Below are 19547 nucleotides of genomic sequence, written 5' to 3'. Positions count from 1 at the left end.
CAAGAAGGGCGGCTTACGGCAGGAACTGCCAGGCGCCCGAACGGGCCTGCATCAGCACGACGCCGCGCTCGTCCAGACCGTTGTGGTTGGTGGGCGACATCATGTAGATGCCCTGGGTGCCGACGGTGCCCTGCAGGCTTTCCAGGGCGTCGCGCAGCGCCTGGCGGAAGGCGGGGGTGCCGGGCTGGGTGCCCGCGGGAATCTTGGCCACGGCCGCGTCCAGCAACAGATAGGCGTCGTAGGTGTAAGGCGCGAAGGCGTTGCGCGAATCGGCGCCGTAGGTCGATTCATACTGCTGGGCGTAGCGCGTGGCGACCGGCTTGATCGGGCTGTCCGCGGGCAGCTGTTCCACCACCTGCACCGGGCCGCTGGGCACGATGACGCCATCCACGCCCTTGCCGCCCAGCTTCAGGAAATCCTTGTTGATCACGCCATGCGTGTTGTACTGGACGCCCTGATAGCCGCGTTCGCGCAGCGACAGATGGGGCAGGGCGCCCGGCGTGCCCGAGCCGCCGACCAACACCGCGCCGGGGTTGAGAGCGACAATCTTCAGCACCTGCGCCGTGACCGAGTTGTCGGTGCGCGCGTAGCGTTCGTTGCTGAGCACCGTGATGCCGCGCTTGGCGGCCGATTCCTGCAACGCGCGGTAGACGGCGTCGCCCCAGGCGTCCGAGAAACCGATGTAGGCCACGCTCTTCACGCCGCGCTTGGCCATGTCGGCGGTCAGCGAGTCCACCATCAGGTCTATGCCATGGGCCACCACGAAGATCCATTCGGCGCGGTCGGGGCTGACCATGATGGGCGCCAACGAGAGCTGCGGCGTGCGCGCTTCGCGGGCGACTTCCGTGACCGCCATCGAGGTCGGCACATTGCTCGGGCCGATGATGGCGTCCACCTTGTTCTCGGTGATCAGCTTGCGCGCCGTCCTGACCGCGGACGACGGATCGGTCGCATCATCCAGCGCGATGTACTCCACCGGTTGGCCGCCCAGCGTCTTGGGCAGTAGCGGCACGGTGCTGCGGTATAGCGACCCCATGGAGGCTCCGGGGCCGGTGCTGCTGGCGATCACGCCGATGCGGATGTCGGCGGACGCGGCGGCGGGCGCCAGGGCGCAGGCCAGCGCCAGCGCGGCAAGACGATGAAACATGGCTATTCCCCTTTTTTTGGATATCACCCGGTTAGCGGGATGACCCTAGTATGGGCGTGTTGGCGATAACTGGATAATTGCGATTCCTTATCAATCGATAACCAACTTGCCGGGCGTATTCCATGCCGGACATCCCCCCTTTGCAGCAGCTGCGGTCGCGCCTGCGCATCCGCCACCTGGTCTTGCTGGACGAGCTGGGACGGGTCGGCAATCTGCACCGGGCAGCCGAAGCGATGCACCTCAGCCAGCCCGCGCTGAGCAAGCTGCTGGGCGAGGCCGAAGCGCTGGCCGGTCAGCCCTTGTTCGAGCGTTCGCATCACGGCGTCGCGCCGACCGCGCTGGGTTTGCTGATGATCGACCGCGCCCGCCTGCTGCTGAACGAACTCGATGCGACGCACGCCGAACTCGCCGCCGCTGCCAACGGCGCAAGCGGCAAGGTGAGGGCGGGCATTTTCCCGGTGGTGGCGCATCTGCTCGTGCCCCTGGCGGCGCAACGCCTGCAGGAGACGCATCCGGCCCTGCGCATCGAGCTGTCCGAAGGCCTGGAAAAGCAGTTGTTGCCCGCCTTGCGCGCAGGCGAGCTGGACTGCGTGGTGGGACGGCTCGGGGTGGAGGGGGCGGACGCCGACCTGCAATGCGAGATTCTCTACGACGAGGCCACCGCCGTGGTCTGCGGCCCGGCCCATCCGCTGGCCTCGCGCAGCCGGTTGAGCGGCGCGGCGCTGGACAAATGCCGCTGGGTGCTGCCGTCGCGCAACGCGGCGCTCTACAGCATGGTCGCCGCCGCCGTCTCGGCGCGCGGCGCGGGCTTCCCGCAGGTTGCCATCGAATCCAGCGCCATTCTGACGATCGTCTCGCTATTGCAGCGGACCTCGCTGCTGTCGGCTATTCCGCTGCGTGTGGCTCGTGCTCTGGCGGCCAACGGGCAACTGGCCATCCTGCCGCTGGCCTTGCAGGCGCGGCTGCACCCCGTGGGCATCATGACGCGGCGGGACGTGCGCACTGCGGCTGCGGCATCGTTGTTCCTGGATGCGTTGCGAGACGCCGCGACGACAGTGCGCGTCGACGCAAACGTTTGAATATCGCCTGTCAATAAATAAAAAATGAACAAGTAATTATATTTGTTTAAATTTTGAAATATTTCAGGAGTTTAACTATATTGTGACTGCGGCGTTATTGATTTTCAGCCGTGCGATTTTCAAATGATGGCGATGCAAATGCACGAGGGTGGAATTCGGAATGAAGCCGTGGGCACAAGACCTTTTATTGGCGACTAATAGCGCGACCACTGAGCAAGCCGTTTTCACGGAGGTGGCCACCGCTGCATTGAATCTGGGGTTTTCTTATTGCGGGTATGTGGTGGGGGCGGCCTTGCCGTTTACCAATCCCCAGGTCGTCATGATCAGCAATTATCCAATCTCCTGGCAGGAGCGTTACGCGCAGGCGCGTTACGTGGAGATCGACCCCACCGTAAAGCACTGCGGCCAGTCCGCGATACCCATCGTCTGGTCGGACAGGGTGTTTGCGGGAACGCCTGAGCTTTGGGACGAGGCGCAGGCGGCAGGCCTTTGTGTGGGGTGGTCTCAGTCGAACCTGGACGCTTACGGAACCGGGGGGATGCTGACGCTGGCCAGACAGAAGGAGCAACTCTCCGACGAGGAACTGATTAGCAAGGAATTGCGCATGCGATGGCTGGTGACCGCTGCGCACCTGGCATTGAGCAGGGTCACGCTGCCGCGATTCAAATTGGCGCCGGATACTCCATTGACGCGTCGCGAGACCGAAATTCTAAAATGGGCGGCGGACGGAAAGACCAGCAGCGACGTGTCCGAAATACTGGCGATTGCCGAGTCGACGGTCAGATTTCACACGAAGAACGCCATTTCCAAGCTCGGCGCCCGAAATCGGACTGCAGCCGTGGCGCGCGCCGCGCTGCTCGGACTCTTGCGATAGGTGGGCGGCGCATTGGCGGCCCGCCGATCTCCGCATGCTGCGGGATCGAGATTCCGCAGGCGCCGGAATCCGGCGCATAAAGCAAAACAGGGCACCACATCGCTAAATGTAGTGCCCTGTCTTGGCGGGAATTTTGGTGGAGCGGAGGAGGATCGAACTCCCGACCTTCGCATTGCGAACGCGACGCTCTCCCAGCTGAGCTACCGCCCCAATGAAGCAAGACCAAGACTATACAGGAATGTTCTTGGCCTGCGCAATATGCCGCCGTGCAAAAAATCAGGCGAATTCCAAGGTTGCCACCACAGGGGCGTGATCGGACGGTTGCTCGTTGCGGCGCGGCTCCTTGTCGATGATGCAGGCGGTGCAGCGTTTGACCAGCGGCGCGGACAGAAGGACGTGATCAATGCGCAAGCCGGCATTGCGGCGGAACGCGAACTGGCGGTAGTCCCACCAGCTGAAGGATTTCTCCGGCTGCTCGAAAAGGCGGAAGGAATCCGCCAGTCCCAGGTCGATCAGGGCGCCGAAGGCCTTGCGCTCCGGCTCGGACACCAGCACCTGGCCTTCCCATTTCTCGGGGTTATGCACGTCTTCGTCGGCTGGCGCGACGTTGTAGTCGCCCAGCACCGCCAGCCGCGGATACTGCTTGATCTCGTCGGCCAGCCAGGCGCGCATGGCTTCGAACCAGTCCAGCTTGTAGGCGTACTTGTCCGAACCCACCGCCTGGCCGTTGGGGCAGTATGCGCAGACGACGCGTACGTCGCCTTCGGCGCTGGGAAAGGTCAGCGCCAGGACGCGCTGCTGCGGATCCTCATAGCCGGGAATGTTGCGCACCATGGACGTGCCGGGCACGCGCGAAATGATGGCGACGCCGTTATAGGTTTTCTGGCCGGCCCAGACGGCGCGGTAGCCGGCCTCGGTGAAGGCGGCTTCGGGGAACTTGTCGTCCGTGAGCTTGAGTTCCTGGATGCACAGCACGTCGACGGGATTGGCTGCCAGCCAGTCCAGCACCTGCGGCAGGCGCACATTCAGGGAGTTCACGTTCCAGGTGGCTAATTTCATAATTTTCGTAGACCGTTTATTTATGCGGTTCTTGGCGGTAGTGCCTTCCAAAAACCCGGCCTAGCTACTCATCTGGCTACTCATCCGGGGCGTGGTTGGCATTCGCCGGGGACAAGGCCAGATGATACCCGCTCATGCTGCCTTCTTCTGCTTGCTGCGCTCGATCAGCGCCTGCACGCTTTCGACCGTGATCCGGGTGGCATCTCCGATCTGGACCTTCTCCAGGTCGCCGCGCTTGATAAGCCGGTAGATCATGGTGCGCGACAGGCCCAGCGCTTCCTCGGCCTCCCTGAGTCGATACAGCAATTTCGGCGCCGCGGCCGGTGCTTGGTGTTGGGCTGCGTGTGCCATTTACTGCTCCTTGTTGTCGGTGGTGGCGCGGGCGGCGCGCCGGCGCACTTCCCATTCCATGTTGGTCTTCGAAAGGCCGTTCACCACGTCTTCCGGCAGGATCGCGGCCTTGCAGTGAGGGCAGCACGGCGCCATCTTTCTGCTGCGCCAAGCCTCGTCTATGCGCTTGGCCGCGCGGCTGGTGACGGTGTGGGCGGCGTCCTGGCGGATCTTCTCGGCCTTCGCTTCCAAGTGGTGATGCCGCTCCACCAGTTGCAGAAACGCGTCGAACGGCTCCACGTCCTGTTCGCAGTCTTGGCAGTACACGCGGCGCTCGCTGGTATCGAACGCGAGACGCAGGTGGCGGCAGGCCGTATGGACGCGCCGGGACATGCCGCGCGCCACGCGCAGATCGCCGATGTCGACCACCTTCATGCCGTGCACGTAGTCCATGGGGACGATTGGCTCACTCATGCCGCGCCTCCGTCGTTGTGCTGCTTGGGGTGGATCTTTGGCCGCACGATGACCTCATGCGTTTGCGTGCACGCCTTGCAGATCGCCGCCATGTCGCCCATGTTGTCGAGCGACATCTTCCCGGCCTCGTCCCATTCGTAGTTCAGCTTGGCGTCGTAGAAGCACTTGCAGCGGCACACGTCGCACAGGTAGTAATCAGCGAGTGCCATCGCTGCCTCCCGTTCTCTGCGCTCCCGGTTGCGCGGACAGGGCGGCGCGGTAGACGTCGGCGCGCTCGTTGATCTTGTTCTGATAGCCGCCATGACACAGGACAATCGAGCAAAGCTTGTCGGCATTGCCATCGGAGGCTGTAGCCCATCGCCACCGTGCGGCGTCTTCGGCATCGCGCACCTCCTCGCTGGCGCTACCTTGCAATTCCGCCAATCTGTCAACCTGGCTTCCTTGCAGATTCGGCGATCTGTCAACCGCCTCGCTGGCCTGGGGCGCGGCATACAAAGGTGCGGTAGCGTCGTCCGAGGGGGAATGCTGGACTTTGCTATTCACTGGCATACCGCGCCGACGCATTTCTAGGTAGATCGGCGGAACGTAACCAATGATCTGCGCCTCCCCGGCTACAGGGGCGCTTGCCCACGCTGCGCCCTGCATAAATGCGTTGCGAACATCAATCCCGATGTCTTGCCGGTCGTCCCCTTGATACTTTTCGGCGTAGGAGTCAGCAGCGTCTATGACGTTTCCCGCCCGCTCATCGCCTACAGGGGCGCTTGCCAGGGCGCGGCGCAGGACGTTGACGGAATCGCACGAACCGCGATCATCGCGATTGCAGCGGGCTATGAAGTCGTCCACCCAGTTCAGTGCATCCATGACCTCAGCTGAGGCTACAGGGGCGCGCAGCTTGGACAGCAGGGCGGCTGAGTCGAGTCGAACAGCGCGCTCCGCGCAATAGGTGCTGCAATTGTCGGGCGCCATCTTGGCGTCGTTGTAGCCGTCGTCGTATGCCTTCCGGATGGCGGCTTTGATTGCTTGCTCTGCCGCCTGGGCGGCGCTGCTTTGGTCTGTCATATCAATGCTCCGGCGTGGGCGTTAAGATGAACCCTCATCGTGTGAGAGAGGGCACCATGTGGAAATGCCGAAACTGCGGGCTGGAAATCATGTTCTCTGCCGTCGACCCCGAGATTGATGAGGCCGGTTGCTTCTTCCGATGCCCTGGATGCGACCACCGGAACAAGCTGATCAACGTTGGCCCCTACGGGGACGATGACCCGATCTCGCTGGCGCAGACGGAAGATTGATCTGCCCATCACGCCTCTCCCTGCTGAGGGACCTGGGCGGCGAGGGCGGCGTCTATGGCGTCATCCAAGTCCTTCCCATGGATGAATCCAGACTCTGACCCGGCCTCACCCCTCTGGAACATGTCGCTTTCATCACACAGAACAGCAGCAGGGGCGCGGCCAGCCGTTTGATGGGCCTTTTCGCGCAGCCACCGATACCGCGCCGCATCCAGCGCATCGCCAGCAGCGGGCGCCCCTGCCATGGCATCCATCTGGCCGCCGATCTGGTCGCCGAAGATCGCGCGCGCCATGCTCGCCAGCGGCGCGTCGGGCGCGGAGCTAGGGATAGCATGCGCCCCGTTATAGATGCAGTGCGACCCCTGCCATACGCCTACGCTGACGCCGCGAGGGTCGGGGTCTAGGGATACGGTGATGGACGGCGCTTCGGGCGCAGCGGCGAGCATGGCGGCGTAGCTTTCAGGCTTCTGCTGAACCATCCAGCCCATGCCGCCCAGGGCAACGAGCATTTCTTCGGTCGGCTCAATCGGTACCAGCTTCCAGCCGGCGGGGAGGGTGGTGGTCATGTCAGGCTCCGGTGGCGCGCGCGGCGTCGAGCTCGGCGCGGATCTGGGTTTGCAGAAGTAGGTCGGTCTGGTCGTCCGGGTCGGCGGTGGCCATGGCGCGGCGCAGGGCGGGCATGGTGATGGCTAGGCCGACCATGGTTTCCTCTCGGATCGGCACCAGGTACTTCAGGGCGATGTGCAACTCGCGCAACGGCTCCAGCGGCAGCGTGCGGTTGTGCCGCGTGCACCACATTTCGAAGTGCCAGATAACGCCCTCGATCGCGCCGGCGGCCTCGTACCATTTGCCATCGCCAGCACGAAAGTCCGGGAAGCCCTGGGCATCGGTGTGCACGGTGCCATCGCGGTTGATCTGGTCGATGATGGCCTCAAGCGGACGCAGCACTAGGTCGGTGGCGACGAGCATGGGCGCGCGCTTCTCGCGTTGCACGCGGCGGCCGGCTCTTACGCGGGCCTGCTGCTTTTCCAGCATGCGGCGCTGCTGGCGGTTCATGGCGGGGATCATGGTCGTTCTCGGTATAGGTGGCCGGCGGGCAGCGCCGCGCCGGACGGGTGGTTACTGGACGTGGGTGTAGGTTTTCCGGTTCCGAAGCTGCGAAATCGCGGAATCCACCACACCGAACTCGCGCGCGATGGCACGCTGCTGCTCGCCGTTCGCAATACGTTCACGGATGGCCCGCGCTTGCTCGTCGGTAAAGCGACGCTTCGGGGCCACGCGCAGGCCAGTCCTGTAGGCATGTGCGTTGTTCTGCGAAGGCGTCGACCATTCGAGGTTGTCCACGTGGTTATCGTGCTTGATGCCGTTCTTGTGGTTAACCCAGTTGCCATCGCCTTCCTGCTTGGGTATCCAGGCCAGGGCGACAAGGCGGTGGATTACCTTCGTCTCGTAGCGGCATGAACGGAACAGCTGGACGGTGCGATACCCCGTGCGATTCCACCCAGGCGCCAGCCATTTCCCGCCGACCTGGATGGCGCGGCTGTAGGCGTGCGGCATCTCGCGCGGCTCAGACCAGACTCGGCCATCGGCTGAAACCGAGTACAGCCCCTCGTATCCTGGGACAGGGCGGACGGGAACGTCAGGCACTGCGATGCAAGGAGGTTTGCGCGCTGTCATTTCACAGATCCAGGCTGGGCTGCTTGTCAGCGGCCGGGATGACGGTCAGGTCCACTTCGCCGCCGAGCACGTCGAATAGCTTTTTCACCTGGTCACTGGTCGGGGTGCCTTTGACGGTGAATTCGTAGCGGCAGCTTCCACCTTCCATGAACGACACCTTGTGGCCAACGACGTCCACGGTTTCCAGTTGGATGTCTGATGCACCGCCCAAACCGAAGCCGATCACCACGTCAGCACCCTTTAGCGGTTGCTTGATGCTGACAGTCTCGATCAGGTCGCCAAAGCGGCGCACCGTAAGCGCGTCAGGGTCCAAGCCAGGAATGCCGGCCTGCTCAGGAAATTCCTCGGCTTTGTAGAAAACGGAGCGCAGCGCCTGGTGATACTCGGCCAGGAAACCGTTGCTGCCAGTGAAATGGAACTTCAGATCGACGGCGCCGGTGGGTTTGTCACCATGCTGCTCGGTGCGCACGTTGATGTGCGCCAGGGTTGCGGTTTGCTCGGTGATCGAGAACATTCGGGAGTGCTCCGTAGGTTGTGCTGCTGGGGAAGGGTTAGGCGGCCAGGCGCTTGAGCTGGGCCACCAGCTCGTCGCGCTCGGCCAGGAATTGCAGGACCGCCTTTTCATGCGCGGCCAGTTCCTCGGTGGTGGGGGTGTAGCGGCAGACGAAAAGCTGCAGGTCTTCAGGGAAGCGCGGGTCGAACGACACGAAGTCGGCGAACTCGGCGCCCGTCACCCAGACGTTGTGCAGGCACTGCGGGCGGTACTGGTCCGGCACGACGCCCGCTTCCAGGTAGCGGATGTGCGTCGTGCTTTTCGGGCACTTCGTCTCAAGCACGCCGCGGCGACCGTCTTCCACGAAGAGGCCGTCCACGCTGCAACCGGCGTCTACGTCGGGCAGGTACATGAAGCCGCTTTCGATGGCCACGTTGCCCGACTTCTCCTCGTAGGCCATGCGGGCGAACGGCTCTTGGTCGATGCCCCATTGCATTTCGCGGCTGACGAAGTCGCTGCCCTGCGGCATGCCTGTCAGCACCTCGATGGCGAGCTCGAACTTGTAGTCGGCGCGCTTGGTGGACCATTCCTTCTTGGCGGTCATCGCCAGCATGTCCGCCGCGCGCGACCCGGTGACGCGACCGCAGCGGTCCAGCAGCCAGCCGTCGCTGCCCTGCTCATGGGGGGAGAGGATGTAGCGGTTCATTCCTGGTTACCTCCTTGGTCATCGCGGCCGAAGCCGTCGTCGGACGCGTCGCGGGGCGGCTCGTCGATGGTCTTGCCGTCATCGCGCGGCGTGTCGGTCGGCACGGCCTCGCCGCGCAGCACGGCGCCGCGGGCTGCCACGGCGGCCTTGAACGAGTTGTAGACAGCCATGTCCTTGGTCGCCTTCACGTCTGCCAGGCCATCCTTCCAAACCTGGGCCAGCCCTTCGGCCGTGGTCGCGTCTTCCACCTGGCGACGCAGGCGAGGCAACAGATCGGGATCGGCGCGCGGCTTGTCTCCAAGGTCCAGACCTTCGCCGCCTTCGGTGTTCAGGTGGTGGATCGCCTCGTCCAGGCGGTCGTTCTTGGGCCAGTACTTGGAGGCGCGCTTGACCACCGTCTTCTTGGCCATTTCCGACCAGTCGGTCACCCAGGGGCAAGACTTCTGCTTCGAAACCCAGGCCTTCCAGGCGGTGCTGCGGTCGCGGATGGCGTTCACATCGTCGATCGACATGGTTTCCGTCAGGTAATCGCCGTCCGCCGTCTTGACGACCACGTACACACCTACGATTGCGCCGCGCTCCTTGGAGAACGGCTTGAAGCGGTGCAGCGGCTCCTTGTCGAAACCGTCCAGCTCGAAATGGTCGTTTTCGTGCACGACCCGGGCCTGGCCCCAGCGAATGGCGCCGGTGGAAATGGCCAAGTCCATCAGACCCATGTAACTCAGGTCCAAGCAGATCCGGCCGTCTCGCGGCACCAGATACGCTTGCTTCTTGGCGGGGTTCAGGCTGATGCCGATGGCGGCCACGTTCGTGACGGCGTTGACCACCGACTGGCGGTTCTTCATCGCCACGCCGAGCGCGTATTCGTTCTGCTGCAGCACCTGGATGGCGAACCCGGCTTCTTTCTCGAAGTTGATCGACGGGTCCGTCAGTACCGCGGCGAACGTGTCGCGGCTGTCGTAAATGTCCTGGGTGATGACTGCGAGGTTGTTCAAGGTCATTCCTTCGCAACGACCACGGTCTTGCCGCAGCCTTCGCAGGCGGTGAGGGTGGGGGATTGGGCTTGCTCGTCGCGCTGCTGGCGGTCGCCGTAGGCAGCAACGATGCCGCCCACGAAGACGGCGGCGCAGACGGCACCTACCCATTCGTAGCGGTCGAGGCGGCGCAGGGCGCGCAGGAGACGGCGGATCATTGGGCACCTCGCGCGGCCAGCATTGCGTCGGCGATCTGGTAGGCGTGCTTGGCGAAGTCCTCGGGCGCCCAGGTCGACAAGTCTTGATCCGAGTAGCCGATGGCGGTTGCAAGGGCCTTGGCGGCGAAGTAGTCGCGCAGGGACATGCCCATATCCCAATTGCCCCAGTTATCGCTATCCGGGACGATAGGGAACGCCGGGCCGCCGTCGTTGATCGTGGTCATTGCTGCTCTCCCTTGGCCTTGGCGATTGCGGCGCGGGCGGCATCTTTTGCCGCGTCTTCCGCGTCTTCAATCTGTTGCAGCAGGCGCTCATGCGTATCGGGGTCAACCTCGCTCAGTGCGAGCTGGACATAAGCAGAGTCCACTTGGCGGCGCTTCTCCAGAGCCTCCAGCAGCTCCGGCGCGGCGGCGATCAGGCGGGCGTTGGCAATGGCCTCTTCATCGGTGGGAAAGAAGCCGCTATTCGGGTGACCTGCTGCTGAGCCGATGATGACGTTGGAGGCCATGCCGAACTGATCGGCAGGCTTGATGATCTTGGGGTTCTCGGGCGACACGGCCCACGGCCCCTCTGTGTGATTCGTCGTCATTCGTCTCTCCGGTGGCGCGCCATCAAGGCGTCGCCGATCAAGGCAATCAGGTAGAGGGCGGCCGCGCCCCACACGGCGTAGGCGGTCATCATTTGCGTGACCTCCAGGCGTCGACGATGGCCTGCACCAGCAGGGCAAAACCGAGGATTACGAAGGCGATCACAGGCAGGCCTCCGCTTCGTCAGGGTCCATCTCGGCAAGCTGGCGGTTGGCCAGGCCTTCGATGCTGTCGCCCAGCAGCTTGTCCAGGAACGCGCCAACGCTCGGGATCGTGGCGCCCACCAGCAGCGTCAGCAGCACGCCGCCCTGGTTGTCGGCCAACTCGTTCCACAGGTGTTCGGTCCATTCGGCGGTGGTCAGCCCGAACGCCGTGGGCTCTTCGTGCATCAGGCACGCGGTGACCATGGCGATGGCCTTGACGCGCGGCACCGTGGGTACGTCCTCGTCCGGCTCATGCGGCAGCGAGTAGGGCGGCGCGACCCGCAGCAGGTCGTCCATCAGTTGTGCGTGATAGGCACCCATGATCAGTTCCTCGCCGCCAGTTCAGCCTCGCGCGCCATGCCCTGGTAATGCTTCAGGATCTTGGCGTCCTCGGCGTACTTGTCGAATTCAGCGCGGAAGGCCAGCTGCAGGCGGCCGCGGTTGACCGGGTCAGCCACGCGCCACAGGTGCGCAAGCTGCTTGATGAACGTGCCGCCATAGGTCTGCATCGCGCTGATGGCCTGCTCGGCGGTGGTCGCTTCGAAGATGATGGACATGGATGTCTCCTTGCCCCGGCACCCGGGGCGGGGTGGGGAAGGATCAGCGGGCCGACTTGGCAGCCGCATAAACAGAGCACAGGTAGTCCCGGGGGCCGCCGAGAGAGCACGCAGCAAAGATCGGATCAGCGCCGGACTTGACCATCGCCTCGACCTTGGCGTCGCGCTGCACGTTGTATGCAAAGGTCGCCGCAACGACGCTGATAACGCAGGCCGCGCCCAGCGCCCAGATGGTTGTCCAGAATTTGCCTTCTTCGCTCATCGTCTTCTCCCTGTTGCTCACCGGGTGGTGAGGCTGTCTATCAAGACAAGAAGAGATGGGGGAGGGGTGCGATTGACCTTGAGCGCGGCTTCCGGCTACAAACATCCCAGGGTTCACTTTGGGAACCCAAAAAGGAGGTCACCTTGACCCAATTTTTGGACTCCCTGATCCAGCGCATCTGCGTCAACAGATGATCGCCAGCCATAAGGGAACCTAGAACGCTAACGCCAGGAAGCAACACCCCGAAGCGGCTGTGCCGCAGACGGATTGCGCTAGAGCGCGGTTGACGTCGAGCTCAAGTCCTTACGGATACTGGCGGGCAGGTGCATGGTTGGCACCAAGGTAGGCAGCAAGTCCACGAGAGTGGGTATCTTGCTGTGCCAAGGTACGTTTGGAGCCCTGCCGCGTTCGCCCTCTCGGGTATCCGCTCGGATGCCAAGGCACCCCTCTCCCATCTCAACTTGTCAAAGAACGTGCCCCGGTACTCCGTGATGCGTGAGTGGTGAGGCGTTGGGAGAAATAATACTCACGTATTTTTCTAGAGTCAATACAAAAGTATTTTTAGCGGCTAAATTTTTGCCCCAGGGGAGTTCTGGGGCAATCAGGCAGGACCTTAGGCGGTCTTGCGGTCTGCTTCGGATCGAGCGACCTTCAGGCGCACGATAGCCAGGATGTCTTCTTTGTCAGATTCCGGCAACGCTGCGTACTGTTCTGGCGTGATCCCTGGGAAGGGCCACGCCGAAAAGGTATCTCCTTTACCGCTTTCGAGCCATTCGGGCCGCACTCCAAGTACGGCCGCAATCTGCACCAGGTAGCGGGAAGAGTCGTTTCGGCCTGCTTCGATATGGCCGATCGTTCCCTGAGAGACGCCCACCTTCTTGGCAAGGTCGCCCTGGGTCATATCCCGCTGCTTGCGGGTTTCGCGTATGCGGTCACCGATCGTCGTCATGGCTGGATTGTGCTGGGCATGATTAATACATGGGTATTCAAAAGTTGCTTGCCTCAAAAATACATAAGTATTAGGATGTGCGGCATATGGATACCAAAACCGTCATCGCCGAACTTCGTGGCCTCGGCAAATCTCAGGCCGCCATCGCTGCCGAATGCGAGCTTTCGCAAGGCGCGATCTCTCATATTGAAACGGGTCGACGCAAGGATGTGCGCGCCAGCACACACGAAAGGTTGGTTTCCGCCCTCGAAAAGGCGAAGGCAGAAGCTGCTGCCCAGGCCCAGCAGGAGGCGGCGTAGATGAAGACCGCCGAGGAACGCCTGGAAGAGCTGGAATCCATGATGGCAGCGCTGAGCGTCGTTTCCATGCTTGGCCTGGCTGCCGCCGTGGGCGACGACGCGGAAGTTTTCATTCGCGTGCAGGCCGACCAAAACCCCGGCCTCACCGACCCGGTGCGGGAAATCCTGCAGCGTCTGGCAGACGCCGTCGCGGGGAAACCCCAGCAGCAGGAGGCGAGCCATGCGTGATAGCGACGTGGGCCCGCTGGCGGCGGTGTTGGACGAGCTGCGCGCTATCCGGCAAACCCAGGCGGAAATACTTGGCCTTCTTCGATCTCGACAGTCCAGCAGATCAGGTGTGGAGGAATCGACAGGGCGTCGACTGGAGGCTGTTGGCCGTCCTTTGGGCTCGGTTCCAGCCGCACCAACCCATGATCCGTGGCCCCGACCGAATTGCACGGCAGAAGGACGAATGGATCGTCTGATTCTGAGCCTGCAAGAAAGAAGTCGAGGGCCGCAATGATGTTGTCGATCGACGGGTCGCGTCTGATGGCGACCAAATACCTTCTCATGGCCAGCTCCTTTGCTGATGGTGCGTGTAGGAACCGCCAGTTTAAGGCGCTGGGGCTGGCCTCCCAATTCGATGTCCATTGCTCAATGCACCGTCGCACCGGCACGGTCGTCGGTGGCCCACGCCATGCGGTCACGCTCGGCGCGCAGCTCGTCAAAGATATCCAGCACAGCCTTTTCGCTCGGGTCCACGAAGGTCCGGCGGGCGATGTCCTGGGCGTGCTGCAGAAGCTGTTCGGTTTCAGTGAGTTTTTTCATGCCGCCAGTGTGCGCGGCCCCGCGTGCAAGTGCATGCAGATCTTTTTGAACAAGGTTGAACGCAAATGAACGCGCCTGCATCGGTGCAATTTCACGTTCAGAAGCCCTCTATGGAACAGGCGCTTCGGAACGCCCTGACCAACCCCAAAACCTGCGGCATTGTGCGTGATCGCCTGGAATGGGATAGCAGCCAGGTCAGCAAGTTTTTGTCCGGCGGCATGGGCGTGACGATCGACAAGATCGACGCGGCGATCGAGGTCTTGGGGATGGTCGTCACCACGCCTGCCTACATGGACTTCTTGGCCTACGGCGCAAAGATCGGCGCCAACTGTTATTGCGCGCGCGCCGGCGCGGGTGATTGCAGTTCGAGGTAGGCATGCGCCAGCGCCTCCTGAACCCCCAGTCATTTCTGTTGGTCGGCCCGAGCCAATTGTCGGCGTTGCTGGAGCTGCTGCCGCGTTTGCCACTGGATGCCGAGCGTCCCTACGAAGTACTGATCCGTGAGCGCCAGAAGCCGCGCACGCGCGCCCAGAACGCCTTTTCCCATGCCTGGTACGGTGAGATTGCCCTGGCCCTGCCGGAAGACGACACGCTCGGCTGGAAGTGCTACTGCAAGCTGCACCACGGCGTGCCGATTCTGCGCGCCGAGGATGCCGCCTTCCGCGAAGCCTATGACGGCGCCATCAAGCCGCTGCCCTATGAAAAGAAGCTGCTGGCCATGCGTGTATTCCCGGTCACGTCCCGGATGAACACCCGTCAGCTGACCAAGTACGCCGACGCGGTGCGTGATGACTTCGCGGCGCGCGGCGTTCTCCTTGAGGTGAAAGCGTCGTGATGCTCAAGCGTTCCGCACCTCTCACCCGCAAGACCCCGCTGCGCGCCACCGGATTCCGGCGGGCCACCCCTTACGCCGCCGGTATTGAGCGGCAGGCAACGCTCCAGCGTGCCGCCATCAAGCGCCGCGCACCGAAGAAGCGCGCCGGCCACGACCCCAAGTACCTGGCCGCGTGCCGCGGTGAACCTTGCTACCTCCAGATCCCGGGCGTGTGCCGCGGCGAGCTGGAAAGCGTCGTGCCGTGCCACGCCAACTGGTCCGCCTACGGCAAGGGCATGGGCATCAAGGCCAAAGACATCTACACCGTTCCCGGCTGCTTCTGCTGCCACGCTTGCCTCGATCAGGGCTTCAGCCTGACCGACGCGGAGAAGCGCGCGACCTGGGAATGGGCATACAACCGCTGGCTGCCCGTGCGCGCCGCGAAGCTACAGGAGGCCGTATGACGGTTGAATCGTGTAAATCACAACGGCAGGCGTTGAGCAAGAAGTTGCGCTTCGATGTGTTCAAGCGAGACTTTTTCAAATGCCAGTACTGCGGCAGCACGCCGCCGGCAGCAATCTTGGAAGTCGACCACGTTCTTCCCGTTGCCGCCGGCGGGACGAACGCAATGCACAACCTGATCACGGCCTGCTTTGACTGCAACCGTGGAAAGTCCGCGGGGCTTCTCTCATCGATTCCCGAAAGCTTGGCGGCTCAGGCGGAAATAGCCGCCGAGAAGCTGGCCCAGGTAAAGGCGTTTGACCGCCTAATCAAGGCGCAGCGCAAGCTAGAAGATGCACATATTGATGACGTTGAAAGCGCCTTTCGAGTTCACTTCGAGGGCTACAGCTTTTCGCCGAAGTTCCGCCAGTCGGTGCGCTTGTTCGTCCAGAGGTTGCCGGCACACGAGGTCGTTGACTTCATGCATTTGGCATGCAGCCGGGTGAGCAACATGGGAGACGCCACCAAGTATTTCTGCGGCATTTGCTGGAAGCAGATCAAAGGGGCGCGGTCATGAAGCGCCCGTCATTCCAGTTCTACCCCGGCGACTGGACCGGCAACAGCAACCTGCGCCGCTGCACGCACGCCGAGAAAGGCGCCTGGCTGGACATCATGTGCCTGATGCACGACCAGGAAGAGTATGGCGTGCTGCGCTGGCCTCTGAGGGAGATTGCCCTGGCCGCCGGCTGTCCTGTGGCGCTGGTTAAGGCGCTGGTGTCCAAGGGTGTGCTCAAAGGTGATGACGCAGAGCTTACCGAGGCCTTCGTCTATACCCCGCGGAGTGGTCGCAGGAATGGCGATCCGGTCGATCTGATCACCACCCAAGCCGGGCCGATCTGGTACTCAAGTCGCATGGTGAAGGACGAGTATGTCCGCACCATTCGGGGCGAAGGTTCACGCTTTGGTGAAGGCAATGATGCCGCATCTAAGCCAACACCAAAGAAGTCATCAAAGACTTCACCTAAGCCCACCTTTGGTGACGGCTCTTCTTCTTCATCTTCATCTTCTCCTTCAGGTAGTTCAGAAGAACCTGACGGTTCTCCTGACGCTTCCGCGTCGAAATCCGAACCTGCGGCCTCTGGGCTTACCCCGAACGAATCCCTGTTCCAGGTCGCTGTGCCCTGGCTGGTAGCCCGGGGAATGAAGGACGGGAACGCCCGCTCGCTGCTGGGCGGCGCCATCAAGCAGCTTGGCGCTGCTGGAGCCTGGGAGCTGGCCTCTGAGTGCATGCGCACCGAGGTCATGGAGCCCGGCGCGTGGTTGTCCAAGGCACTGAACGAGCGCATAGCACGCCAGCCAAGCCGGCGGTCCGGTTCCGGCCTGCCGCCTTCCGGCGCTGATCGCCGAGCCGCGTGGAACGCGGAACTGCAAACCGTCATTGACCAGGCCGGCGCGGGACCGCGGCGGGAGGTCGACATGGGAGTGATCGATGCAACTGGCACGCTCATCTGAAACCACGGCACCTGTGCCGCTCGCCTGGGCTGCGCGTCTGATCGAGCGCATGCAGGCGCTGTACGGCGCCAAGTTCTCCCAGCAGTGGGAAGGTATCGCGCCTGCGAGGCTGGCCGAGGTATGGGCGCAGGAGATCGCCGACTACACGGCCGAGGAAATTCAGCGTGGCCTCGCGTCCTGCCGTGGCCGAACCTTCCCGCCCACGCTGCCCGAGTTCCTGGGCCTATGCCGCCCGACGCTGCACCCCGAAACCGCGTACCACGAAGCGGTCGCTGGTATGTCCGCGCGCGCCCGAGGCGAACACGGCGTATGGACCCATCCGGCTGTGTACTGGGCCGCGATGCGGATCAGTCAGCACGACCTGCTGAACCAGGGATGGCAGGCCATCAAAACCCGTTGGGAATACGCGCTGCGCGACGTCATGGCGCAAGGGCGCTGGGAGTCGATTCCTACGCCGAGCGTCGCGCTGGTAGCGCCTGGAGGCACCGTGGCTACCCGTGAAGAGGCCCAGAGCTTCCTGCGGGAACTCATGGACAAGACCGGACAGGCGTTTCCGTCGCCGATCGCAGATCACCGCGCATGGGCGCAGCGTCTCGTTGACCGGGCCAACAAGGGCGAAACCGTTTCCCCGACTGCATTGCGCATGGCACAGAACGCCATGGGCGCACCTACGGAGGCTTCCGAAGCATGACCCTACCGAACCTCACCCAATCCGCCGAAGCCTATGACCCCATGGCGGGAACGCTGGCGAGCATGCAGGAAGCGCCGGACAGCTTCGCGCGCGTGCAGCCTGAAGCACCGGACTATCCCCGATCGGTGTATTCGGTCTTCGGCATTGATCCTGGCCCGGAGCAGTCCGGCTGGTGTGTCTACCTGCCCGACCACCACCGCGTGCTGAGCTGCGGCGTGAAAAGCAACGCCGATCTGCTGCGCTACCTGGGGATTGTCGATCACAGCCGCATCGCCATGGAGATGATCGCCAGCTACGGCATGCCCGTGGGCCGTGAGGTGTTCGAAACCTGTGTATGGATCGGCCGGTTCATGCAGGCAATGGAACACCCCGATTCCGTCGATCTGGTCTACCGCAAGGACGTGAAGATGCACCTGTGCGGCACGACCAAAGCGAAAGACGGAAACGTGCGCCAGGCGATCCTGGACCTGTTTCCGCGGACGGGCGGCGGGGCCACACCCCAGGTCGGCACCAAGGGACAGCCTGGGCCACTGTACGGCGTCAGCACTCACGCATGGCCTGCGCTGGGCGTGGCGATTACCTCGAATGCACGCAGCGGCCGCCAGCCGCAGGAGCGCAAAGCATGAGCGGCTACCTCGCCATCGGCATCTGGCCGGTCGTTCGCACCCAGGGCTGGGCGCTGCTGCCGTTCCGTGGAGACAGGGCCCACTACTTCCTGCGCGGCACCGAAACCCCCGAGGGCGGCCGCTTCGTCTATTCCAACTGCGGTATCCGAGGCGCGGAGACGGGCCAAGCCCCGCTGCTGGTACCCGGCAATTTCCCGCGGTGCCAGCGCTGCGCGCAATCGCTTCCTCACGCGAAGAGGTTTTCATGAACAAACCGCACATCAAGCTCATCGGCGGCGTATGGCGCTGCCAGTCCGCCGACGTGATGAACACCGGCCAGGCGTTCAACCGATGGCTGGAAGCCACGATCAAGGCTGGCCTGGAGCATTACGGCCAGGCCGAGGCCATCGTTCCACTGCCCAAGGAGAAGCCGCAACGCACCCGCAGCCGCCCGCAGAAGCCCAAGGCCCTCAGCGGCTTGGACATCCCGGTCTTCGTCGCCGGCCCGCGCACCACCAACGCCATGGCGCGCCCGGCGCTCAGCCTCTCGTCGGTTGGCCTGCGCCTGAACGGCGACCGCGCGCTGCAGGCCCAGCCGAAGACGCCCTCGCTCTCGGGCGGCCGGCGGGGAGGGGAGTGATGAAGTGGTTGCCGCGCGATACCGTCCGGGCTCCGCACCTACTGCTTTGCCTGAGCGAAAAAGAATTTGCCCGCGCCTCCAAGCACTGCGACGTGCCGAATGCTGGGCAATGGCTGGACGAGGGCAGGCAGGCTGCTTGCATGCATACGTGGGAGAAGGACGACAAGCTCGTCTGCATCGTGTGTTTGCCCGCCAGTGCGTTGGAGCGTGACCCGGTGGAGGTGATCCTCTGCTTGGTGCATGAGGCGGTCCACGTGTTCCAGCGTCTCTGCGATTCCATCGGCGAGAGCCACCCCAGCAGGGAATTCGAGGCCTACTCGATTGAGCGGATTTCCGAAGCTCTCATATGCGAGTACCAGCGGCGATACCAAGGAGGCAAACCATGATAGAGAACCCATTCCGCGAGACCCTGGAAGACCTGCTGACCACCTGGTACCACTGGACCGCAGCGCAGCGCCCGCACCTGGACAATGCCCGCTGCTCGCCCATGTTCCGGGACGCCAGGCCGGCAGCCGGCAACGTGCATGACGATGACGACGTGGTCGCCAGCCGCCTGCGCGCCATCAAGGCCAGGGCCATGGATCACCTGATCGACAAGCTGCCGCGCTGGGAACAGAGGGTGGCTGTCGAGCTGCACGTGGCCAACCGGGTGGGCCCGCGCGTGTGGCGCAATGCCCGCCTGACGCCCGAACAGTTGGCCGAGTTCTGGGAGGAAGCGCGCGACAGGCTGGCGGCCGGGTGCGTCGACGCCGGTTTGCTGGAAGAGGCGGATCTGCCCCATTCCTTCGCGCACGGGCTTGCACATCGCGAAATTCGGCAGTAGCATTGCGCCAAGTCTGGAAAAGTGCGCCCGCAACCGAAAG

General features: G+C 63.3%; 35 protein-coding genes and 1 tRNA gene. 16 read left to right on the top strand and 20 right to left on the bottom strand.

Annotation, left to right across the window (positions count from 1 at the left end; translation table 11 throughout):
• Positions 1-13: 13 nt before the first annotated feature.
• The gene (locus N5C88_RS05130) at positions 14-1147 is read right to left on the bottom strand and encodes an ABC transporter substrate-binding protein (protein ID WP_059374219.1); all 1134 of its coding nucleotides are present in this window, start codon (positions 1145-1147) and stop codon (positions 14-16) included.
• Positions 1148-1269: 122 nt separating this feature from the next.
• Between N5C88_RS05130 and N5C88_RS05125 the strand changes: the two genes are divergently transcribed.
• Positions 1270-2226, top strand: a complete 957-nt coding sequence (locus tag N5C88_RS05125; protein ID WP_118933019.1) for a LysR substrate-binding domain-containing protein — start codon at positions 1270-1272, stop codon at positions 2224-2226.
• A 160-nt stretch (positions 2227-2386) separates the two neighbouring features.
• Positions 2387-3100, top strand: coding sequence for an autoinducer binding domain-containing protein (locus N5C88_RS05120; protein WP_059374221.1), 714 nt, complete (start codon positions 2387-2389; stop codon positions 3098-3100).
• 134 nt (positions 3101-3234) lie between these two features.
• Here N5C88_RS05120 and N5C88_RS05115 read toward each other — a convergent pair.
• From N5C88_RS05115 to N5C88_RS05025, 19 genes are all read right to left on the bottom strand, one after another.
• A tRNA-Ala gene (locus N5C88_RS05115) sits at positions 3235-3310 on the bottom strand.
• 66 nt (positions 3311-3376) lie between these two features.
• On the bottom strand, positions 3377-4159 hold the full coding sequence (gene xth / locus N5C88_RS05110) for an exodeoxyribonuclease III (RefSeq protein WP_280014869.1): 783 nt from the start codon (positions 4157-4159) through the stop codon (positions 3377-3379).
• Positions 4160-4291: 132 nt separating this feature from the next.
• Positions 4292-4510: a helix-turn-helix domain-containing protein gene (locus N5C88_RS05105; RefSeq protein WP_088158775.1), complete on the bottom strand. Its 219-nt coding sequence runs from the start codon at positions 4508-4510 to the stop codon at positions 4292-4294.
• A complete protein-coding gene (locus N5C88_RS05100) occupies positions 4511-4963 on the bottom strand; it encodes a hypothetical protein (protein WP_280014867.1) in 453 nt (150 codons plus the stop codon).
• On the bottom strand, positions 4960-5172 hold the full coding sequence (locus N5C88_RS05095; protein WP_280014866.1) for a hypothetical protein: 213 nt from the start codon (positions 5170-5172) through the stop codon (positions 4960-4962). Before N5C88_RS05095 ends, N5C88_RS05100 begins: the two co-directional genes overlap by 4 nt.
• Positions 5159-6022 (bottom strand): hypothetical protein, encoded by an 864-nt coding sequence (locus tag N5C88_RS05090; protein WP_280014865.1) that lies wholly within the window; start codon positions 6020-6022, stop codon positions 5159-5161. Before N5C88_RS05090 ends, N5C88_RS05095 begins: the two co-directional genes overlap by 14 nt.
• Before the next feature lie 238 nt (positions 6023-6260).
• Positions 6261-6815: a hypothetical protein gene (locus tag N5C88_RS05085; RefSeq protein WP_280014864.1), complete on the bottom strand. Its 555-nt coding sequence runs from the start codon at positions 6813-6815 to the stop codon at positions 6261-6263.
• A gap of 1 nt (position 6816) precedes the next feature.
• The gene (locus N5C88_RS05080) at positions 6817-7317 is read right to left on the bottom strand and encodes a hypothetical protein (RefSeq protein WP_280014863.1); all 501 of its coding nucleotides are present in this window, start codon (positions 7315-7317) and stop codon (positions 6817-6819) included.
• Between the two features lie 51 nt (positions 7318-7368).
• Positions 7369-7926, bottom strand: coding sequence for an NUMOD4 domain-containing protein (locus N5C88_RS05075; RefSeq protein WP_280014862.1), 558 nt, complete (start codon positions 7924-7926; stop codon positions 7369-7371).
• Position 7927: 1 nt separating this feature from the next.
• Entirely contained in the window at positions 7928-8440 is a 513-nt protein-coding gene (locus tag N5C88_RS05070; RefSeq protein ID WP_280014861.1) for a hypothetical protein, read from the bottom strand.
• 37 nt (positions 8441-8477) lie between these two features.
• Entirely contained in the window at positions 8478-9125 is a 648-nt protein-coding gene (locus N5C88_RS05065; protein WP_280014860.1) for a YqaJ viral recombinase family protein, read from the bottom strand.
• The gene (locus tag N5C88_RS05060) at positions 9122-10126 is read right to left on the bottom strand and encodes a recombinase RecT (protein ID WP_280014859.1); all 1005 of its coding nucleotides are present in this window, start codon (positions 10124-10126) and stop codon (positions 9122-9124) included. The genes N5C88_RS05065 and N5C88_RS05060 overlap by 4 nt, the downstream gene beginning before the upstream one ends.
• Positions 10123-10317: a hypothetical protein gene (locus N5C88_RS05055; RefSeq protein ID WP_280014858.1), complete on the bottom strand. Its 195-nt coding sequence runs from the start codon at positions 10315-10317 to the stop codon at positions 10123-10125. The genes N5C88_RS05060 and N5C88_RS05055 overlap by 4 nt, the downstream gene beginning before the upstream one ends.
• Positions 10314-10541, bottom strand: coding sequence for a hypothetical protein (locus tag N5C88_RS05050; protein WP_280014857.1), 228 nt, complete (start codon positions 10539-10541; stop codon positions 10314-10316). The genes N5C88_RS05055 and N5C88_RS05050 overlap by 4 nt, the downstream gene beginning before the upstream one ends.
• Complete coding sequence (locus N5C88_RS05045) at positions 10538-10906, bottom strand: hypothetical protein (RefSeq protein WP_280014856.1); 369 nt, start codon at positions 10904-10906, stop codon at positions 10538-10540. The genes N5C88_RS05050 and N5C88_RS05045 overlap by 4 nt, the downstream gene beginning before the upstream one ends.
• A 159-nt stretch (positions 10907-11065) precedes the next feature.
• Entirely contained in the window at positions 11066-11428 is a 363-nt protein-coding gene (locus N5C88_RS05040; protein WP_280014855.1) for a hypothetical protein, read from the bottom strand.
• Positions 11429-11430: 2 nt separating this feature from the next.
• Positions 11431-11664 carry a hypothetical protein gene (locus N5C88_RS05035; RefSeq protein WP_280014854.1) on the bottom strand — a complete coding sequence of 78 codons (234 nt, stop codon included), beginning with the start codon at positions 11662-11664 and terminating at the stop codon, positions 11431-11433.
• 43 nt (positions 11665-11707) lie between these two features.
• Positions 11708-11926 (bottom strand): hypothetical protein, encoded by a 219-nt coding sequence (locus N5C88_RS05030; protein WP_280014853.1) that lies wholly within the window; start codon positions 11924-11926, stop codon positions 11708-11710.
• A gap of 613 nt (positions 11927-12539) precedes the next feature.
• Positions 12540-12875, bottom strand: a complete 336-nt coding sequence (locus N5C88_RS05025) for a helix-turn-helix transcriptional regulator (RefSeq protein ID WP_280014852.1) — start codon at positions 12873-12875, stop codon at positions 12540-12542.
• Between the two features lie 86 nt (positions 12876-12961).
• On the opposite strand from N5C88_RS05025, the gene N5C88_RS05020 reads away from it, so the two are divergent.
• From N5C88_RS05020 to N5C88_RS04955, 14 genes are all read left to right on the top strand, one after another.
• On the top strand, positions 12962-13174 hold the full coding sequence (locus N5C88_RS05020) for a helix-turn-helix transcriptional regulator (RefSeq protein ID WP_280014851.1): 213 nt from the start codon (positions 12962-12964) through the stop codon (positions 13172-13174).
• A complete protein-coding gene (locus tag N5C88_RS05015; protein WP_280014850.1) occupies positions 13175-13402 on the top strand; it encodes a hypothetical protein in 228 nt (75 codons plus the stop codon).
• 270 nt (positions 13403-13672) lie between these two features.
• Positions 13673-14050 carry a hypothetical protein gene (locus N5C88_RS05010; protein WP_280014849.1) on the top strand — a complete coding sequence of 126 codons (378 nt, stop codon included), beginning with the start codon at positions 13673-13675 and terminating at the stop codon, positions 14048-14050.
• Positions 14047-14355, top strand: a complete 309-nt coding sequence (locus N5C88_RS05005; RefSeq protein WP_059378619.1) for a hypothetical protein — start codon at positions 14047-14049, stop codon at positions 14353-14355. Before N5C88_RS05010 ends, N5C88_RS05005 begins: the two co-directional genes overlap by 4 nt.
• A gap of 2 nt (positions 14356-14357) precedes the next feature.
• Positions 14358-14816: a hypothetical protein gene (locus tag N5C88_RS05000; RefSeq protein WP_280014848.1), complete on the top strand. Its 459-nt coding sequence runs from the start codon at positions 14358-14360 to the stop codon at positions 14814-14816.
• The gene (locus N5C88_RS04995) at positions 14816-15259 is read left to right on the top strand and encodes a nuclease domain-containing protein (protein WP_280014971.1); all 444 of its coding nucleotides are present in this window, start codon (positions 14816-14818) and stop codon (positions 15257-15259) included. Before N5C88_RS05000 ends, N5C88_RS04995 begins: the two co-directional genes overlap by 1 nt.
• A complete protein-coding gene (locus N5C88_RS04990; RefSeq protein WP_280014847.1) occupies positions 15256-15813 on the top strand; it encodes an HNH endonuclease in 558 nt (185 codons plus the stop codon). Before N5C88_RS04995 ends, N5C88_RS04990 begins: the two co-directional genes overlap by 4 nt.
• A complete protein-coding gene (locus tag N5C88_RS04985; RefSeq protein WP_280014846.1) occupies positions 15810-16748 on the top strand; it encodes a hypothetical protein in 939 nt (312 codons plus the stop codon). The genes N5C88_RS04990 and N5C88_RS04985 overlap by 4 nt, the downstream gene beginning before the upstream one ends.
• Positions 16726-17439: a hypothetical protein gene (locus N5C88_RS04980; RefSeq protein ID WP_280014845.1), complete on the top strand. Its 714-nt coding sequence runs from the start codon at positions 16726-16728 to the stop codon at positions 17437-17439. The genes N5C88_RS04985 and N5C88_RS04980 overlap by 23 nt, the downstream gene beginning before the upstream one ends.
• Entirely contained in the window at positions 17436-18065 is a 630-nt protein-coding gene (locus N5C88_RS04975) for a hypothetical protein (RefSeq protein WP_280014844.1), read from the top strand. Before N5C88_RS04980 ends, N5C88_RS04975 begins: the two co-directional genes overlap by 4 nt.
• On the top strand, positions 18062-18313 hold the full coding sequence (locus N5C88_RS04970; RefSeq protein ID WP_280014843.1) for a hypothetical protein: 252 nt from the start codon (positions 18062-18064) through the stop codon (positions 18311-18313). Before N5C88_RS04975 ends, N5C88_RS04970 begins: the two co-directional genes overlap by 4 nt.
• Positions 18310-18684, top strand: a complete 375-nt coding sequence (locus N5C88_RS04965) for a hypothetical protein (protein ID WP_280014842.1) — start codon at positions 18310-18312, stop codon at positions 18682-18684. Before N5C88_RS04970 ends, N5C88_RS04965 begins: the two co-directional genes overlap by 4 nt.
• Positions 18684-19070 carry a hypothetical protein gene (locus N5C88_RS04960; protein ID WP_280014841.1) on the top strand — a complete coding sequence of 129 codons (387 nt, stop codon included), beginning with the start codon at positions 18684-18686 and terminating at the stop codon, positions 19068-19070. The genes N5C88_RS04965 and N5C88_RS04960 overlap by 1 nt, the downstream gene beginning before the upstream one ends.
• On the top strand, positions 19067-19507 hold the full coding sequence (locus tag N5C88_RS04955; RefSeq protein WP_280014840.1) for a hypothetical protein: 441 nt from the start codon (positions 19067-19069) through the stop codon (positions 19505-19507). The genes N5C88_RS04960 and N5C88_RS04955 overlap by 4 nt, the downstream gene beginning before the upstream one ends.
• Positions 19508-19547: the final 40 nt, after the last annotated feature.

The organism is Achromobacter sp. GD03932, assembly GCF_029839485.1.
GTDB lineage: Bacteria > Pseudomonadota > Gammaproteobacteria > Burkholderiales > Burkholderiaceae_B > Achromobacter > Achromobacter bronchisepticus_A.
Note: the sequence above shows the minus strand (reverse complement) of the source record. Positions and strands in the feature narration are given on the sequence as shown.

Excerpts from the sequence above, each read along its gene's own strand:
- N5C88_RS05130 (WP_059374219.1), bottom strand. The coding sequence starts at position 1,147 with ATGTTTCATCGTCTTGCCGCGCTGGCGCTGGCCTGCGCCCTGGCGCCC.
- N5C88_RS05125 (WP_118933019.1), top strand. The coding sequence starts at position 1,270 with ATGCCGGACATCCCCCCTTTGCAGCAGCTGCGGTCGCGCCTGCGCATC.
- N5C88_RS05120 (WP_059374221.1), top strand. The coding sequence starts at position 2,387 with ATGAAGCCGTGGGCACAAGACCTTTTATTGGCGACTAATAGCGCGACC.
- xth (WP_280014869.1), bottom strand. The coding sequence starts at position 4,159 with ATGAAATTAGCCACCTGGAACGTGAACTCCCTGAATGTGCGCCTGCCG.
- N5C88_RS05105 (WP_088158775.1), bottom strand. The coding sequence starts at position 4,510 with ATGGCACACGCAGCCCAACACCAAGCACCGGCCGCGGCGCCGAAATTG.
- N5C88_RS05100 (WP_280014867.1), bottom strand. The coding sequence starts at position 4,963 with ATGAGTGAGCCAATCGTCCCCATGGACTACGTGCACGGCATGAAGGTG.
- N5C88_RS05095 (WP_280014866.1), bottom strand. The coding sequence starts at position 5,172 with ATGGCACTCGCTGATTACTACCTGTGCGACGTGTGCCGCTGCAAGTGC.
- N5C88_RS05090 (WP_280014865.1), bottom strand. The coding sequence starts at position 6,022 with ATGACAGACCAAAGCAGCGCCGCCCAGGCGGCAGAGCAAGCAATCAAA.
- N5C88_RS05085 (WP_280014864.1), bottom strand. The coding sequence starts at position 6,815 with ATGACCACCACCCTCCCCGCCGGCTGGAAGCTGGTACCGATTGAGCCG.
- N5C88_RS05080 (WP_280014863.1), bottom strand. The coding sequence starts at position 7,317 with ATGATCCCCGCCATGAACCGCCAGCAGCGCCGCATGCTGGAAAAGCAG.
- N5C88_RS05075 (WP_280014862.1), bottom strand. The coding sequence starts at position 7,926 with ATGACAGCGCGCAAACCTCCTTGCATCGCAGTGCCTGACGTTCCCGTC.
- N5C88_RS05070 (WP_280014861.1), bottom strand. The coding sequence starts at position 8,440 with ATGTTCTCGATCACCGAGCAAACCGCAACCCTGGCGCACATCAACGTG.
- N5C88_RS05065 (WP_280014860.1), bottom strand. The coding sequence starts at position 9,125 with ATGAACCGCTACATCCTCTCCCCCCATGAGCAGGGCAGCGACGGCTGG.
- N5C88_RS05060 (WP_280014859.1), bottom strand. The coding sequence starts at position 10,126 with ATGACCTTGAACAACCTCGCAGTCATCACCCAGGACATTTACGACAGC.
- N5C88_RS05055 (WP_280014858.1), bottom strand. The coding sequence starts at position 10,317 with ATGATCCGCCGTCTCCTGCGCGCCCTGCGCCGCCTCGACCGCTACGAA.
- N5C88_RS05050 (WP_280014857.1), bottom strand. The coding sequence starts at position 10,541 with ATGACCACGATCAACGACGGCGGCCCGGCGTTCCCTATCGTCCCGGAT.
- N5C88_RS05045 (WP_280014856.1), bottom strand. The coding sequence starts at position 10,906 with ATGACGACGAATCACACAGAGGGGCCGTGGGCCGTGTCGCCCGAGAAC.
- N5C88_RS05040 (WP_280014855.1), bottom strand. The coding sequence starts at position 11,428 with ATGGGTGCCTATCACGCACAACTGATGGACGACCTGCTGCGGGTCGCG.
- N5C88_RS05035 (WP_280014854.1), bottom strand. The coding sequence starts at position 11,664 with ATGTCCATCATCTTCGAAGCGACCACCGCCGAGCAGGCCATCAGCGCG.
- N5C88_RS05030 (WP_280014853.1), bottom strand. The coding sequence starts at position 11,926 with ATGAGCGAAGAAGGCAAATTCTGGACAACCATCTGGGCGCTGGGCGCG.
- N5C88_RS05025 (WP_280014852.1), bottom strand. The coding sequence starts at position 12,875 with ATGACGACGATCGGTGACCGCATACGCGAAACCCGCAAGCAGCGGGAT.
- N5C88_RS05020 (WP_280014851.1), top strand. The coding sequence starts at position 12,962 with ATGGATACCAAAACCGTCATCGCCGAACTTCGTGGCCTCGGCAAATCT.
- N5C88_RS05015 (WP_280014850.1), top strand. The coding sequence starts at position 13,175 with ATGAAGACCGCCGAGGAACGCCTGGAAGAGCTGGAATCCATGATGGCA.
- N5C88_RS05010 (WP_280014849.1), top strand. The coding sequence starts at position 13,673 with ATGATGTTGTCGATCGACGGGTCGCGTCTGATGGCGACCAAATACCTT.
- N5C88_RS05005 (WP_059378619.1), top strand. The coding sequence starts at position 14,047 with ATGAACGCGCCTGCATCGGTGCAATTTCACGTTCAGAAGCCCTCTATG.
- N5C88_RS05000 (WP_280014848.1), top strand. The coding sequence starts at position 14,358 with ATGCGCCAGCGCCTCCTGAACCCCCAGTCATTTCTGTTGGTCGGCCCG.
- N5C88_RS04995 (WP_280014971.1), top strand. The coding sequence starts at position 14,816 with ATGCTCAAGCGTTCCGCACCTCTCACCCGCAAGACCCCGCTGCGCGCC.
- N5C88_RS04990 (WP_280014847.1), top strand. The coding sequence starts at position 15,256 with ATGACGGTTGAATCGTGTAAATCACAACGGCAGGCGTTGAGCAAGAAG.
- N5C88_RS04985 (WP_280014846.1), top strand. The coding sequence starts at position 15,810 with ATGAAGCGCCCGTCATTCCAGTTCTACCCCGGCGACTGGACCGGCAAC.
- N5C88_RS04980 (WP_280014845.1), top strand. The coding sequence starts at position 16,726 with ATGCAACTGGCACGCTCATCTGAAACCACGGCACCTGTGCCGCTCGCC.
- N5C88_RS04975 (WP_280014844.1), top strand. The coding sequence starts at position 17,436 with ATGACCCTACCGAACCTCACCCAATCCGCCGAAGCCTATGACCCCATG.
- N5C88_RS04970 (WP_280014843.1), top strand. The coding sequence starts at position 18,062 with ATGAGCGGCTACCTCGCCATCGGCATCTGGCCGGTCGTTCGCACCCAG.
- N5C88_RS04965 (WP_280014842.1), top strand. The coding sequence starts at position 18,310 with ATGAACAAACCGCACATCAAGCTCATCGGCGGCGTATGGCGCTGCCAG.
- N5C88_RS04960 (WP_280014841.1), top strand. The coding sequence starts at position 18,684 with ATGAAGTGGTTGCCGCGCGATACCGTCCGGGCTCCGCACCTACTGCTT.
- N5C88_RS04955 (WP_280014840.1), top strand. The coding sequence starts at position 19,067 with ATGATAGAGAACCCATTCCGCGAGACCCTGGAAGACCTGCTGACCACC.